This is a genomic window from Paenibacillus sp. FSL W7-1279 (assembly GCF_037969845.1).
Classification (GTDB): domain Bacteria; phylum Bacillota; class Bacilli; order Paenibacillales; family Paenibacillaceae; genus Paenibacillus_AQ.
The window spans coordinates 6,844,845-6,860,027 of record NZ_CP150215.1; the positions used below are offsets into that span (position 1 = coordinate 6,844,845).

10 protein-coding genes are annotated in these 15,183 nt (G+C 51.5%); 2 read left to right on the top strand and 8 right to left on the bottom strand.

The window, feature by feature from the left end:
* Positions 1 to 68: 68 nt before the first annotated feature.
* On the bottom strand, positions 69 to 941 hold the full coding sequence (galU, locus tag MKY82_RS31125) for a UTP--glucose-1-phosphate uridylyltransferase GalU (RefSeq protein ID WP_339294992.1): 873 nt from the start codon (positions 939 to 941) through the stop codon (positions 69 to 71).
* Between the two features lie 435 nt (positions 942 to 1,376).
* On the opposite strand from galU, the gene MKY82_RS31130 reads away from it, so the two are divergent.
* On the top strand, positions 1,377 to 2,423 hold the full coding sequence (locus tag MKY82_RS31130; protein ID WP_339294993.1) for an acyltransferase family protein: 1,047 nt from the start codon (positions 1,377 to 1,379) through the stop codon (positions 2,421 to 2,423).
* Between the two features lie 164 nt (positions 2,424 to 2,587).
* On the opposite strand, the gene MKY82_RS31135 is transcribed toward MKY82_RS31130, so the two are convergent.
* The 4 genes from MKY82_RS31135 to MKY82_RS31150 form a co-directional block, all read right to left on the bottom strand.
* The gene (locus MKY82_RS31135) at positions 2,588 to 2,968 is read right to left on the bottom strand and encodes a hypothetical protein (RefSeq protein ID WP_339294994.1); all 381 of its coding nucleotides are present in this window, start codon (positions 2,966 to 2,968) and stop codon (positions 2,588 to 2,590) included.
* Positions 2,969 to 3,197: 229 nt separating this feature from the next.
* Positions 3,198 to 5,711, bottom strand: coding sequence for a DUF3656 domain-containing protein (locus MKY82_RS31140; protein WP_339294995.1), 2,514 nt, complete (start codon positions 5,709 to 5,711; stop codon positions 3,198 to 3,200).
* A 724-nt stretch (positions 5,712 to 6,435) separates the two neighbouring features.
* Complete coding sequence (locus tag MKY82_RS31145) at positions 6,436 to 7,533, bottom strand: DNA alkylation repair protein (protein WP_339294996.1); 1,098 nt, start codon at positions 7,531 to 7,533, stop codon at positions 6,436 to 6,438.
* Complete coding sequence (locus MKY82_RS31150) at positions 7,418 to 7,789, bottom strand: hypothetical protein (protein WP_339294997.1); 372 nt, start codon at positions 7,787 to 7,789, stop codon at positions 7,418 to 7,420. The genes MKY82_RS31145 and MKY82_RS31150 overlap by 116 nt, the downstream gene beginning before the upstream one ends.
* 336 nt (positions 7,790 to 8,125) lie before the next feature.
* Between MKY82_RS31150 and MKY82_RS31155 the strand changes: the two genes are divergently transcribed.
* On the top strand, positions 8,126 to 9,334 hold the full coding sequence (locus MKY82_RS31155) for an MFS transporter (protein WP_194539880.1): 1,209 nt from the start codon (positions 8,126 to 8,128) through the stop codon (positions 9,332 to 9,334).
* Between the two features lie 337 nt (positions 9,335 to 9,671).
* On the opposite strand, the gene MKY82_RS31160 is transcribed toward MKY82_RS31155, so the two are convergent.
* The 3 genes from MKY82_RS31160 to MKY82_RS31170 all read right to left on the bottom strand — a co-directional run bounded on the left by MKY82_RS31160 (position 9,672) and on the right by MKY82_RS31170 (position 14,949).
* On the bottom strand, positions 9,672 to 11,630 hold the full coding sequence (locus MKY82_RS31160; protein WP_339294998.1) for a translation factor GTPase family protein: 1,959 nt from the start codon (positions 11,628 to 11,630) through the stop codon (positions 9,672 to 9,674).
* A gap of 308 nt (positions 11,631 to 11,938) precedes the next feature.
* The gene (locus MKY82_RS31165; RefSeq protein WP_339294999.1) at positions 11,939 to 13,873 is read right to left on the bottom strand and encodes a copper amine oxidase N-terminal domain-containing protein; all 1,935 of its coding nucleotides are present in this window, start codon (positions 13,871 to 13,873) and stop codon (positions 11,939 to 11,941) included.
* On the bottom strand, positions 13,873 to 14,949 hold the full coding sequence (locus MKY82_RS31170) for a trypsin-like peptidase domain-containing protein (RefSeq protein ID WP_339295000.1): 1,077 nt from the start codon (positions 14,947 to 14,949) through the stop codon (positions 13,873 to 13,875). The genes MKY82_RS31165 and MKY82_RS31170 overlap by 1 nt, the downstream gene beginning before the upstream one ends.
* Positions 14,950 to 15,183: the final 234 nt, after the last annotated feature.

Below are 15,183 nucleotides of genomic sequence, written 5' to 3' on the forward strand. Positions count from 1 at the left end.
AAAATAGCGGGTGCGTTCGGTAGGTCAATATCTACCGGAACACACCCGCTATATTTTTGCCTATAAGACTATCTCACTTTCTCCATTACTTTACTCATATAAGCTAATAAATCCTCTCGTAATTCCTCTCGCTGCAGTGCATAGTGAATACTGGTCTGAATAAAGCCCATCTTCTCACCAACATCATGGCGTACGCCCTCAAAATTATAGGCTAATATTGGACTCCGGCGGGCTAGTACAGACAGAGCATCGGTAAGCTGAATCTCGCCATTCTTACCAGCTTCTTGATCCTCCAGTAAATCAAAAATAACCGAGGGTAAAATATAACGCCCCATAATGGCCAAATTGGAGGGTGCTTCATCTCGTGAAGGTTTTTCAACGAGCCTCGACGTTTCATAGATTCTTTCCGATTTTCTTAGGCCGTCCACAATGCCGTACCGATCAACTTCATTCCAAGCTACAGGCTGCACGCCTACAACGGCTGAGTGATAGGTGTCGTAGACCTTCATCATTTGTTTCAGGCAAGGGACCTCCGACTCTACAATGTCGTCACCAAGCAACACTGCAAACGGTTCGTCCCCGATGAACTTGCGCGCACACCAGATGGCATGTCCGAGCCCCTTGGGCTCCTTCTGCCGGATATAATGGATATCAGCCATGTCAGATGGCTTCCTAACTTCTTCTAGAAGTCCCCACTTGCCCTTCTCCGCTAGATTATGTTCCAGCTCAAAGGAAGAATCAAAATGGTCCTCGATCGCCCGTTTACCCTTCCCGGTTACGATGATAATATCCTCAATGCCGGAAGCTACTGCTTCCTCGATGATGTACTGGATGGTCGGCTTGTCCACTATGGGAAGCATCTCTTTCGGCATCGCTTTGGTAGCCGGTAGGAAGCGAGTGCCGAGTCCCGCTGCTGGTATGATCGCTTTACGAATGTTCATTTCTAACTATCGCTCCATTTCCGTATGTTCCCACGAATAATGCTATTGTAGCATGTTCCGAATGGTCATTCGACATTAAAAATGATTTTAGTCAAAGTCAGACATCTTCAGAGTAAAGGCCAAAAACGTCTCACCGCATTCGTGGTTGATCTGCATACGATGCTCAAGCTCCAGTCATGAGTAAGCCACAACTTGCACATTCCCGAAAATGGCACGATCCGTTATCATACCTTAATTGATCCAAGGGTAAGTATTGTTTTTATACCTGCTTTTTTCATTTGATGTTAGCGCCTCCAGCCATGAAGCTTTTTGTGGAGATAGCTTTCTTAGAGTCGTAATGCCGCCTTCCAAATTTAACCATGGAAAGCCCCACTATCGTCCGATATACTAGTACGAAACTTCGATGGACTATAAAGCCAAAGGAGCTGGTTACTGATGAAAGAGAGAGACGTCTATTTCGATAACCTCAAATTCATACTGATCCTGTTGGTGGTCGTGGGGCATCTCATCGAGCCGTTTAACGGCGAAGCAGCAATGGGAGCGATTTATCAGTTCATTTACTCGTTTCATATGCCGCTGTTTATTTTTGCGGCCGGTTATTTTGCCAAATGCATTCAATCCCCCAAACAATACGTCGGCCTGCTGTCGGGACTGGTCGTGCCGTATTTCATATTCGAGACGCTTTATACCCTGTTCGACTATTACATGCAAGGCTTGGATCGGCTCGATTTCACGTACTTTTACCCCAACTGGATCCTGTGGTTCCTGTTCAGCATGATGCTGTGGAAAATGCTTCTGCCGTACCTGCTGATGCTCAAATACCCGCTTGTCATCTGTTTCACGATGTCCATCATGCTCGGGTACTCGATCGATGTCGACTATTACGCGAGCATTTCGCGCACGCTGTACTTCCTGCCTTTTTTTCTCATCGGATATGTTTTCAAAAGGGAATGGCTGGATGCCATCAAGGCCCGACCATTTCAACTGCTATCGATCATCCTGCTCTCCGCCGGATTTGCCTTGCTGTACGTCATATCGCCGATCCTGCCAACTAACTGGTTCTACGGGGCGATGCCTTACCTGGAGTTCGGCTTGGACTCGTGGTATGCAGGCTTCTACAGAATGATCACCTACGCGTTCACTATCATCATGGGACTGTGTGTCCTCTCCCTCATCCCGGTGTCGAAGACGCCCTTCACCGACCGTGGGGTCAATACCATGTACGTCTTTTTGCTTCACGGGTTCATCGTCAAAACGATGTTGCATCTCAACGGGTTCGAAGCGTTCCGATCCATGGGAGGCAAACTGCTGTTGATCCTGCTCGGCGCACTCTTGACCTGGCTGCTATCCTCTTCCTGGATCAAACGCGGCTTCGGGTGGATCGTCGAGCCGAACGTCGGATTTCTATTCCATTATCGATCCAAGCACCGCCATGAACGAGCTGAAACAAAGCGTTCCGACGCAAAAAGGAGCTTAGGGTAGCTCGATATATACGTAATACGCATGCTCCTTACTTCACCAACTGCCGCCCCCGCGTTTGAATACACGAACTCCTTTGGAAATCAGAGTTCCTATTTAAAACAAAGCAACTATTTGCAGTTGTTAGCCGCTATTATCGTTGTTCTCAAATTGATCTGCTTTTATATTTATATGGTCCTCATTTTATATGTCTCATTTTTCTTCTTTGAACTATTCCCCTTATTAAGCGCATCATTCAACTCCGGACTCAAAAACGTATTCAAGGTGGTCCAATCTTTATAATTAACGGAGATGTTAAATCGCTGTTCTTCCTCTCCGGCCACGTGTCCCTCCATATTTACTTGGGAAGCCACATAGGTAGTGAGCATCTCTTGTTTCGTTATTCGGACCTCTAAACCGTACTCTTCTTGAAAGTGCGTAATTGCCACCTCTTGTGCTTCCTCTATAATTGCTGTTTGTTCATTTCCCTTCACGTCTTTACACCCCCCAAGGACTACAGCTAATAAGGTAAGTAACTCGAGCCAAAGCATATATTTTTTAGAAATCATATTTCCCCACCTTTTTACTCTTAATCCATAACAAGCTGTTCTCTCGATTCTATCACTAAATAAAACAATAGATTCCAATTATAAACAATTGTCGTATAAATCTCACCATGCATATAGGGGACTGAAGTCCCGAATGCAGCGCACATTAAGCACCCCTCATCCTATTCTAAAAACAAAAAAACATGCCTGACCCTTTCAAAGGTCAGACATGTTGTATACAATCCGTTCCTTACTTCACCAACTGCCCCCGCGTAACGCCAAGCTGGTTGGTCGCCTTCAGCTTCTTCCACACCTGGGTGCCGCTGATCTCGCCGCGCAGGGCGCGGTTGTAGAGATCGATGACCTCGTGGACTTGTTCCGGCGTTTCCTCGAGGAACTCCACGCGGTAGCTGGATACGCCCAGCTCCATAAAGTTGGCCAGGTACTCGGCGCCGGATTGCTCGATGGCATTGTATACCGTGTTACGGCAGCCTTCGTCAACCCGTACCGGGTGGGACATGCCAATCCGGTCCTGCAGGGATACCCGGCTCTCTTCGCACGGACGGCCACAGTTCGTGAAGTCCGTTCCTTCGCTGAGGAACGTACAGTACACGCAATGCTCCGTATGGAACATCGGCAGATGCTGATGGATGACGATCTCCATCTTGGACGTGTCCGCCTTCCCAAGAAGATCCACCATCTGCTGGATGTTCAGGTCATAGGAAGGCGTGACGGTGTCGCATCCGGCTTCGAGGAACAGGTCAACCGCCTTGTGGTTGGCTATGTTCAGAGAGAAGTCGCCGATCAGCCGGGGATGCTTCGCCCCCGGGTTCTCCATCCGGTGGCGCAGGTAGAAATACAGCGCACCGGTGTTGCGCACCAGCACAGCGTCCGGCTGGAGGCGCAGGATGTTGTTGTGGTAGCCGTTCTCGCCCGGCATGTGAATGCGCGGCGTTGCCAGCGCAATCTGTTTGCCAGCTGCACGCACGGCTTCCACCGCTGCCGGGAACTGCTTGATGAACTCGAAGTCGGCGTAGATCATCTCGACGCCAGCCGCAAGCGCAGCCTCAACCTGCGGGAGGCTGCGGCACAACGCGGTGAGCTTCGCCTCACCGCGAGCCACGGGCGCTGCGGGCACCGCCGCATCGCCATACACCGACACCGCCCGTTTCACGTACACGGGCGGCTTCGGCCGCTCGCCAGCGAGCAGCTCCACCGCACGGCGGCGGATGCTGTTGAGCTCGCGAATCGGCACGATGACGTCGCCATACAGGTCGACGTCGAGTACCTCAAGCTGGAACACCGTTCCGCCCAGGCGGCCAAGCTGCTCCTCCAGGATCTCCTGGCTGAGCGGCCGCTTCTGGGCTATCTCCAGTTCCAGCTCCGAATCCACCTGGACCGTCGTGCCCTTCTGCACATCGGTCCACCAGGTCGACAGCGGCTGTCCGGGACGTCCGCTGATACGCACATGTACCGGGAATACCCGGTACGGCTTCTCCGTCTCGTACGTCTGACGGAGGCGCTTATCCAGCGCCGGATCGTTCGTCTTCCAGATCCGGTCGCCCACATGCAGCTTGCGCAGGTCCACGTCGCTCCGGCCGGGAACGATATCGACGATCCAGCCTTCCTGCGCTTCGCCCTCCAGCTTGACGCCTTTGCGGCGCACGTCGTAGACGCGTCCGCCTTCTTCTTTTTTCGTTGGGTCGCCGGCATCGAACACAATACCATCTCCACGCTTCAGCGGCGCATCCAGCTTGCAGACGACACCGTCACGCAGAATTTGTTCCACCCGGCCGAGGTACACACCGCGGCTTTTCGGGAACGTACCCTCAACCAGCTTTTTATTGTTCGTTCCATCCAGGAAGCCATGCGTGAAGCCGCGGGAGAAGCTCTGCTGCAGCTCGCGAACCTCTTCCTTGCTCGGTCTCGCATCTTCGCCGTCAAAATACCGGTCGATCGCCTTCCGATACTTGCTCACAACGTTAGCCACGTACTCTGGAGTCTTCAACCGGCCCTCAATCTTGAACGAGGTCACGCCCGCTTCAATCAGCTCCGGCATCAGATCGATCGCAGCCAGATCTTTCGGTGAGAGCAGGTAGGCGACATCACCCATCGGTTTCTGCTCGCCATCCACGATCAGATCGTACGGAAGACGGCAGGCCTGCGCGCACTCCCCTCGGTTGGCGGAACGACCGCCCCACATTTCGGAAGTCAGGCATTGGCCCGAGTATGACACGCACAATGCACCATGCACGAATACTTCCATTGGGAGCTTCGCCTGCTCCCCGATCTTCTGGATTTGCTTCAGATTGTTCTCGCGTCCCAATACGACACGTTCCATATTGAACGGTTTCGTGAACTCAACGGCCTCCGGCGACGTAATCGTCATTTGCGTAGAACCATGGATCGGGAAGTCCGGGGAAATCTCGCGAATCATTTTCACCAGCCCCAAATCCTGTACAATCACCGCATCCACGCCTGCATCTACGCACGCATCGATCAGTTCCTTGGCATCCTCCAGCTCGTTCTCGAACACCAGAATATTGAAGGTCAGGAACCCCTTAACCCCATAACTGTGCAAGAAGGCCATAATCTCGGACAGCTCGTCCATCCGGAAATTGTTCGCCCGTGCGCGCGCATTAAATTTCTCGACCCCAAAAAAGATCGCGTCCGCCCCGTTCGCCACCGCGGCCCGCATGCAATCCCAATCCCCTGCCGGTGCCAGCAGCTCCACGTCTTCTCTTCGTAGTGCTTTCGTGTCCATCTATATCCTCCCAGGCCGGTTCAAGCCGGCGTGCTGTGTACTACTATTCTTTCATTGAAACCTGCAAGCCATACTCTATGTTCATAGAACAGGGCCTCCGACATCTATATCAATTGATTTTGTAAATGCTTCGAAAGCTTTTCAACTTATCTAGTTTACCAAAAGTCCGGCTTCTCTTCTACCTGCTAACTTGATTTCCACACTTTTGATAGTGTTGCCATAATCCGCATAGCACACTCGGTTTCGCTTGCCTGCGGTTCATTATCTAGTTTGGTCGGGACGCGGACGTTAAACTCCCTGTGATGATCTGACTCCCTGTTATCTTCATAGCCATAACATCTTTAAAAGAAAAATAAACAAGCCCTCCCATCGGAAGGCTTGCCTCACATCATCCTCAGCGACTGCTACTAGCAGATGATTATCCGTGCGGGGCTAGTGTTATCTCTTTTCTTTTACATATGGAGATTACTTTCCCTTACCTTTATACCAGGGATACCGCACTGGAATTTCAAAATCCTTTAGTCAGAACCTCCTTAACATCTCAGCGGTCGATAGCCATCCAAGCATGCCGCGAAGCACGCACCGTGCGCACGATGTACACAACGTTGGAACGAAATCGCCCCAACCGTCAACTGGTTCCTGGATTCCTTCATCACAGGTTTGCCAGTGCACGACCTGCCTTCAAGTTTGCCAGTACATCGTCCTGCACCATGCCCTCCTACTCTTACTCCGCACCCTCCAGCACAAAAACCATGCTCGCCAACCGCTTGCCGTTCACAACAATGTGAAGACGGTGATCACCCGAATAGAAACGACGCGTGGAGATCGGTTTAAATGACTGCTTCTTCTCCACCTTCCAGGTTCCCGGCGCATAGATCTTGTCCGAGCATTTATAGCGTTTCGGCGCAAGCTTGCCGTTTGCCTTCATATAATCGATCTCATAATCGATGCGGAGCGCCATCGGATAGCCGGTTTCGTTGACCACCTGAAAAGCGAATTCCAGATCATCGCCCATTGCGATCACGGAACGTTTGATCCGCAGCTCGCGCACCTCAAGTCCCTCCAGCTCTTCAAGCTCCTCATATCCGAAAATGGCCAGTGCCCGGATATCCCCCTTCCGCAGCAGCGAACGCAGCGCATGCCGTACGATCCAATCCGTTAACGGATGTTTGCCATACCATTTAGCGGCGATCTCAAGCACAAGCTCCGGGTGATCCTTGGAGATATCGTTCAAGTGATTGGCAACGCTTTTTCTAACATATAAGGAAGGATCCTCTTTCAACTGCTCCAGGATCGGGAGCGCCGGACGCGGATCCTTAATCAGGGCCGGCAGCTGCGGTGCCCAAGGCAGGCGTGGTCTGCAGCCTTCACTCGCCAACCGGCGCAAATGCTCGTCATCGGACTGTGCCCATGTCATCATCTGAGCCAGCATCCGTTCCTGATCCTGGATGATAAAAGGCCGAACCGCAAACTCCGCCGTGGAAGAACGCGTGAATACCGCCAAAGCCTCCATCGAGGTCTCCAGATCCTCCATCCCGTTCACCTCGACATAGTCAGGGAAGAACACATATTCCACGCCTCTAAAATGTGGGGCTACCTGTTTCAGAATCTGAACGGCTTCCGGGTAAGAAGCAGGCAGCGTGTCCGTTAAGGCCAGCGTCATATGCCGGATGCGCTGCTTGAACTCCTCTTGTCCCCAGGCTTCATTATGAATCAGCTCCATGAACCGGTTCGAATCGAATGCCGGATAAACCTCCTTCAACCGGTCGGTCACTTGCTGGAACAACGTATTTGAATATAGATCCTTCAGCGTTTCTCTCATATAAGATCTCCCTAAAAAAATAATTTTTACGATATTGCATCCACGTCTTATGGAATCCTGAAAGCCCTTTATTTATGCGATAAGCCGGCGGTTCCAACCCATCTCCAAAAGAGCCGTCAACCGCTCCAACCCCATTCCCCGCCTCTTCCCAATCCAAAACATGTGGTGTAGGATGAAGTTGCACGCCTTTCGCTTTAGCGCGGCAGTCTGGTTCATTCCAGTTTGCCAAATTAGTGGGGCGTTTTGCTTTATCCATATCCGGCCTCCCGCTGCTGGGATGTCACAATGTATATATGAACAACTTTCTTATCTCTCAAGAAAAACGTCTATCGACGTACCTTCACAGATGACAGACCGCATGTAGAGGAAGTTTTTCTTTCGAGATAAGCGCAGCGCCTTCTCCAGGACGGTAAACCTACGGATTCTCCTGCAGGAACTCCTGCAGCTTCTCGGCGAACAAGGACTCAAGTCTCGAAGTTCATACTTTTGCTATCTCTAAAAATGTAATACATACATCATTATCCCATTTCAAAAGACAGGAGGCGAAGCTCGAAGGATTACAACAAATCGCACACCAGGAGATGAAGAAGACATGGAAAGCTGGAAAAAGAATTTATGGATACTATGGTTCGGCTCATTTATCGTTTCATCAAGCTTCTCGATGGTCATACCATTTCTCCCGCTTTTTCTGATTGAGCTCGGCGTTACCAAGCATACGGAAATGTGGTCGGGACTGCTGTTCAGTTCCGCTTTTTTTGCGGGCGCCTTGTCCTCTCCCTTCTGGGGAGCCGTCGGGGATAAATATGGACGCAAACCGATGATTATCCGCGCGGGGCTGGTGCTCTTTGTCATCTATATTCTGATGGCGTTCGTCACGAATGAGTATCAGGTGCTGATTCTCCGCCTGCTCCAAGGCCTTCTCTCCGGCTTTATCCCGGGTGCAATAGCCATTGTAGGCACCAATACCCCCGAGAAAAAGGTCGGCTACGCACTCTCCATGATGTCCACGGCAACCGCAACCGGCGGCATCATGGGCCCGATGATCGGAGGCACCCTGGCCTCCCTGTTCAGCAACCGAATGGCATTCGGATTGGCAGGGATGCTGTGCTTCGCAGCCACGCTGCTTGTCATATTCTGGGTCAAGGAAGAGAAATTCGTACCCAGCAAAGAGCGCGTCTCCGTCATAAACACGTTTAAGGTCGCCGGACATAACAAGGCGCTGATGACCGTGCTCATGCTTACGGTGCTGACTCAGTTCTCCGTCATGACGATCGAGCCCGTACTGCCGCTGTATATCGCTCAAATCGGCGGCTCTTCATCACATACCTCGATGATTGCCGGCTTTGTGTTCTCCATCGTCGGGATCGCCAGCATCCTGTTTGCGGCCCGCTGGGGACGTTTATCCGACAAAATCGGATTCCAAAAGGTGCTGCTGATTGGTCTGCTCGCCGGCGGTATCGGATCGCTCGCCCAAATCCTGTTCAGCAACATTTGGGCATTCTCGGCCATCCGCTTTGCTTACGGCGCCTTCTTCTGTGCCGTATTCCCGGCACTCAACGGCCTTGTTGTCAAACATACGCCAAGCGAATTCCGCGGGCGGGCGTTCAGCCTCAACCAGACAGCCAACCAAATTGGCGGGATGGCCGGACCGCTCGCGGGCGGCATGATCAGCGGCATCTTTAACATTCATTCGGTATTCTTGATGACTGGTGTGTTAATGCTGATTACGACCGCCATTACTTATTGGACAATGCGGCCAACGCGACAGCAGCCTGTTGAAAAAGGATCGCTCTCTTCATAAAACCTCTTTACGATGCGCACGCGGGATGATTTCATATCTCGCGTGTGCATTTCATTACGGATTTAAATTGAATCATCGGGTGTGCTTATATAGTCCAACATCGTTAACATAATCGCTCGATTGTCTATATACTCCATTACATAATTAATGTCATTGATATTTAATCCTGCTAATAACGGCTTCGCTTACGCATGATTGCCTTTCACAGCAGCATTCTGCCTCGCTACACATCATTAAGTTCATTGCTGCACCATTCACTTGTCACGAGCAATATGAAATCGGCGAATATTCCACTAGCGCGCACATCTTGCCTGCACGCCTATTCTCCTCCGCCACTTTACACATGCATATGACGGTCCGCTTCATCCCACGGCACCGCATATCCGCTTCCCTTCGCACAAAATATCGAAGAGGAGCTGTATTCCGGGTCCGCATTTTTATCGTATCCTTTACGTTCAATGACCTCGGCCTCGTTATGGCACCGGCCATATCCGCCGTAAACCAAGGATATCGCACCTCTTCCCTTCGTGTAGGCGGCTAATTCCATGCTGTAATTCATCATGGTCGATACGGGAGCCGATCCCGTGACCGTCACTTTGTTTCCCGCCGTTTCCGGCGGCTCGAAGCTTGCCTTCGCCTGGGTCAGATCCGACATCAACCGTCCGATATACTCGGCATCCACCTTTACCTTGAAGTGATAGTAAGGCTCTAGAAGCATATTGGCTGCCTTCTCCAGGCCTTGGCGTAACGCACGGTAGGTGGCTTCCCTGAAATCCCCGCCGTGCGTATGCTTGTTGTGCGCCCGCCCCTTCAGCAGGGTAATCTTGATGTCCGTGACGGGTGAGCCTGTAAGCAGCCCGTGATGATCCCTCTCGCCGACATGCTGGGCGACCAGATGCTGATAATTGACCGGGAGCACATCGGGATGACAAGCATTGGCGAACACGATGCCGCTGTTCCGCTCCCCAGGCTCCAGCCGGAGGTGCACCTCCGCATAATGCTTCAACGGTTCAAAATGACCACAGCCTACGACGGCTTCCATTATGGTCTCTTTATATAGAATCTCCGGTTCACCGAAGGTGATCCGGTAACCGAACCGCTCGGACACGATGCGTTCCAGCACTTCAAGCTGAATGATCCCCATCATATGGATATGGATCGCCTGAGCATGCTCATCCCACTGCACAGACAGGGAAGGATCCTCCGCATCGAGCAGACGGAATTCGCGCAGCATATCCTTGGGATGAATCGAGGGCTCGAATAGCACCTTCGACTTCAGTGTCGGTACAAGCTCATATACCGTCCGGTCACCCCCCAGAGTCCCAAGGCCATCCCCTGCCGCAGCTGAAGAAATACCCGTAACGACAAACAGATCACCCGCATGCACCTGATCGACATTCGTCACGCGACCCCCATTGATCAAACGGATATGCGTCACCTTCTCCGTGATCGTCTCCGTTCCGGAAAAATAAGTCATTTCGTCGCGCACCCGCAGCGTTCCGCCCGTGGCCTTGATATAGGTTAACCTTGCGCCCTGTTCGTCATGGCGAATCTTATATACCCTTCCGGCAAAATCAGCCCCGGGATCATAGTCCGTAACCGTCAGCAGATCCAGCTGCTGCAAGAAATGGGACACGCCCACGTTTTGCAGAGCTGATCCGCCGAAGCAGGGGAATAGCTGCCCTTTCCTAATCATCGCGGTCATCGTATCCAGCCACCGTGAAACCTCATATCCCTGTTCCATATATTGCTCCAGCAGCTTCTCGTCCCGCTCCGCGATAGCCTCAATGACCGAGGACTTCATTACGCCTTCGTGCAGCACATCCTCCTCTGTGATCATACAGACGTCTTCGGTAAGCTCACTCCGAATCTCTGCAAACACACGCGCCACATCCGCGCCTTCCCGATCGATTTTATTAATAAACAAGAACGTAGGGACGCCATGTTTGCGCAATAACTGCCATACCGTCTCCGTATGCCCTTCGACACCTTCCACGGCACTTATAACGACGACGGCAGCGTCCATGACTTGAATCGCCCGCTCCATCTCCGGCGAGAAGTCGACGTGACCCGGCGTATCGATTAAATAATAAGTGGATCCGTTAAAATACATGGTGGCCTGATCGGCAAATACCGTGATGCCCCGTTCCCTTTCAACGTCATGTCGATCAAGAAAAGCACTCTGATGATCCACGCGGCCGCGCTCCTGAATCGTATCGGTCATATATAACAATTGCTCCGCCAACGTGGTTTTTCCTGCATCCACATGGGCGAACATGCCTATCGTTTTTTTCATCCGCTTATTCCCTCTTCTGTAAGCCGGTTTAATTACATATCCATTGCTCTCACAGATTTAATTTTACCATATCAGATCGCATGAACGGCACATATGTTCTATCATTTCGGATGAGAATCGCTCCTTTTCTCTATTTGTGCGTGTTCAAAAAGGTCGATTTTCAGTACCGAGAAGGTTTTGAACAACCTCTATAAACCAAAATAGCTGCCTGCGGCACCCCTATGGATGCAGCAGGACAGCTATCCGCGTTATCAAAACTATGATTGCCCACTAAAATGTGATCTGCGTTTTATATTCCATCCTTCGGACTACTTCACCAGCTCAAACGAGGACAGCGCACGCTCCAAAGCGGCTTGCTGCATGTCCGTCGCATTGGCATCATTCAACGTCGTCGTAATCGTGTACGCGATATTTCCGCTTTCAAAGACGATCTCCTGGGTGGTAAAGCCAACGCCGTTCTTCACCTGATGCACCTTGAACGACACGGCAGGCACACCGGCAAACGTGATGTTATCCACGCCAAGTAATTTCACCGTCGTCCCTGAAGCCGTGCTGGCTTCATTATAATAACGCTTCAGGTTGCTGACGATGAAGTCTGCGGATGTATCCTTCTGTGCATTAATTTCAAACCCGCCTCCGGCAAATCCATATTCGACCGTTCCCTGCTCGAACTGATCATTCAGCGGTTCCCAGTATTTTGGAATGTCGATATGATAGCGGTACGTTTCGGAGTTTTTGCTCCGCATCTTGGTTTTATCGGTCAGGTAGCCCTCTTCGCCAATGCGGCCGAAGTTCTCCGGTACCACATCATAATCGATCTCGATCGATTCCAGCACCTTCTTCCAGTTGGCAGCCGTCTTCTCTTGGCCATCCGGTACCGCATATTCCAGATAATAGCGGTAGCCGTTCTTCTGGATCATCACTTCATATTCCGTCACCCATTTATCTCCGAAGTTGTACCGAACCTCTTGAATCTGCCCTTTGACGCCCGAGATCTCCACCGGCGTAAGTCCCACGTATTCGTATGAATCCTGGACGAAGGATTCCGACAGCCAGTCTTTAAGACGCTGCCCCCAAGCTGCGAGCGTGCCATCAACCCCTGTCGGTACGGATGTCACCGAGACGGACAGATAACCTTCTCCTTCGCTGCCGTATAACATATCCTTGTTGTTGATCTCCCAGCCTGCAGGAATGCCAAACCATATGCCGTATTCTTCATTTCCTGCTTCGCGGAGCCCACCTACGATGGAAGAGACGTCTTTTAATGATTTGTCTCCCGCCTGATAGGTCGTTCTGAAAGAACCCAGCAAGCTCGCGTGCTTGTCCATATCTTTATAGTGAACCGCTTCCGCATCGGCAAAATACAGCTCATAGACGCGGTCATTGGCATAATACTGCCGGCCTTCCCATAGGACGCCGTCGATATCGCGGGAAATGACTCTGGCATACGGCACAGCTCCGCTTGCGACCGTCTCTTGGTGAAGCACAACATCTCCGGAATCGCTCAGTTCTTTCAGGAGCCGTTCTAACAGATCGTCAGGACTCAGCTTTACTTTCTGGGAGGAGGCATGAACCTCAAGATAATAGCGGCCCGTAGCATCGTTGAAAGCAGCACCGCTCTCGTCGTCCGTTCCTCTCCCAACGATCATCCAGGAAGGATAATTCATACTCCATTCATAATAGCTATTTCCGATTCGAGTCTTCCCGGTCGTATTGTTGATCTCGCCCTCGTCATGCTTCTCTTCCTTATCCGTGACCATGAGGCTGATGGATAGCTTGCCTTGGGAGGAGCTTACCTTGGCTCCAATCCCCGCGGCAACCGGACGCAGCGGTACCATCAGCGTTCCGGACACCATCGTCGGTTCTGCCGGCAGCTGGACCTTTTTCCCGTCAATCCAGGCAGTCTTGTTGTCGATAACGAGCACAACCGTATGCGGTCCTTGCAGCAGTCGAACCCGGTTCTCGCCCTCCAGCTTGATCTCGCTGCCAAACGCTTTTTTAAACACGCCCAGCGGCACCATCAATACGCCCTGCTTCAGCTGCGGCTTGGCTATCGTATAGGAGGTGCCATTGACCGAAGCTGAGCTGCTGCCGCTTTGCACGGTCAGGATACGCTTCTCCGGCACAACGTCATCTCCCCATACGGGAAGGGATAATGACGTGAATAGCATCAAAGCCGATAAGGTTCCAGCTGTCATCTGCCGCAAACGCCGGCTTGACTTCGTTCTTTCTCTCTTCACCATCACTCGGCCTCCCCAGCGCTTGACGAAGCAGCTCGATTATCATCCTGGCTGAGCGTCAGTTTTACATTTACAATATCTCCATCCCGCTGCATCAGCAGCTGGACCTGCTGGCCTGGAATGAAGGGCTTTAACCGTTCGTTGATATCAACGACGGAATAGATGCGCTTTCCGTTAATTGCATATAACACGTCATCTTCTTGGATTCCAGCTTTTCGGGCTTGCTCGGACAGCACCTTCGTAACGGTCAATGGATCGTCTGAAGGCAGACCCACAATGGCGGACCAGCTTTCTTCCAGTTCCAACCCTAGGCCGGCTCTTCGAACCTCTCCATATTCCAATAAGTGATCCACAATATAATGGACCGTTTCCGCAGGAATGGAAAAGCCCATATTCTCGATGCCAACAGCGGCAAACTTCTTGCTGTTGATGCCAATGACCTCGCCTTTCAGATTGACGAGCGGCCCTCCGCTGTTGCCCGGGTTAATGGCGGTATCGGTTTGAATCAGGCGATAAGAGCCGTCGACGCTCCGGTTCAGGCCGCTAACCACACCCACGGATGCCGAGTTTCGTAACGAGAAAGAGATTGGCGTACCTATGGCGACCACCGTTTCTCCAACCAGCGCATTTTGCGCGGATGCGGCAAATTTAGCCGGCTTCAGAGACTTGGCGTTTATTTTGACTAATGCAATATCACTCATAGGATCGCTGTATACGCCCTTGGCTTTATAGGATTTGCCGTCTGACGTCACGACCGTGATTCCGGTAAGCCCGTCCACTACATGAGCGTTGGTGACAATCCAGCCGTCTGACTTCCAGATCACCCCCGTACCGTGCGCCAGGTTGTATCTGTCATCCACTTCGCTGCTTCCTTGTGCGGCCTTTCCGATAATGCCAACAACCGATGGCGACATCCGGCTGATAACCTGAGGCACAGCATGTTGTTCATATGTATTCTTGGGTTTAGCGCTTGCTGCAGCCGCAACGTCTGTATGCATAACCGCATCGCCGCTTCCCGCCATAATGATGGCCCCCAGCAGTACAGCCGCCGATCGTTTTTGCCATTGTATATTCTTCAATTCGTTTGTTCCTCCCCCGGTTCCATCCTCTACCCAGCCAACCTGTACTCCTCAATTTATCATGTTTTTCCATTTGTAGCCATTGCTTCTAGACCTATTTCTTATACGTTTTTCCTGCGGACCGTGTAACTTTTCCCCGAAGAAACAAAAAGACGCCTCACACTGCGAACAGCGGACGGGCGTCTTGTTTGTATGTAACTCATTACATTCGTCATATGAAGCCGCTTTACATAA

Excerpts from the sequence above, each read along its gene's own strand:
- galU (WP_339294992.1), bottom strand. The coding sequence starts at position 941 with ATGAACATTCGTAAAGCGATCATACCAGCAGCGGGACTCGGCACTCGC.
- MKY82_RS31130 (WP_339294993.1), top strand. The coding sequence starts at position 1,377 with ATGAAAGAGAGAGACGTCTATTTCGATAACCTCAAATTCATACTGATC.
- MKY82_RS31135 (WP_339294994.1), bottom strand. The coding sequence starts at position 2,968 with ATGATTTCTAAAAAATATATGCTTTGGCTCGAGTTACTTACCTTATTA.
- MKY82_RS31140 (WP_339294995.1), bottom strand. The coding sequence starts at position 5,711 with ATGGACACGAAAGCACTACGAAGAGAAGACGTGGAGCTGCTGGCACCG.
- MKY82_RS31145 (WP_339294996.1), bottom strand. The coding sequence starts at position 7,533 with ATGAGAGAAACGCTGAAGGATCTATATTCAAATACGTTGTTCCAGCAA.
- MKY82_RS31150 (WP_339294997.1), bottom strand. The coding sequence starts at position 7,789 with ATGGATAAAGCAAAACGCCCCACTAATTTGGCAAACTGGAATGAACCA.
- MKY82_RS31155 (WP_194539880.1), top strand. The coding sequence starts at position 8,126 with ATGGAAAGCTGGAAAAAGAATTTATGGATACTATGGTTCGGCTCATTT.
- MKY82_RS31160 (WP_339294998.1), bottom strand. The coding sequence starts at position 11,630 with ATGAAAAAAACGATAGGCATGTTCGCCCATGTGGATGCAGGAAAAACC.
- MKY82_RS31165 (WP_339294999.1), bottom strand. The coding sequence starts at position 13,873 with ATGGTGAAGAGAGAAAGAACGAAGTCAAGCCGGCGTTTGCGGCAGATG.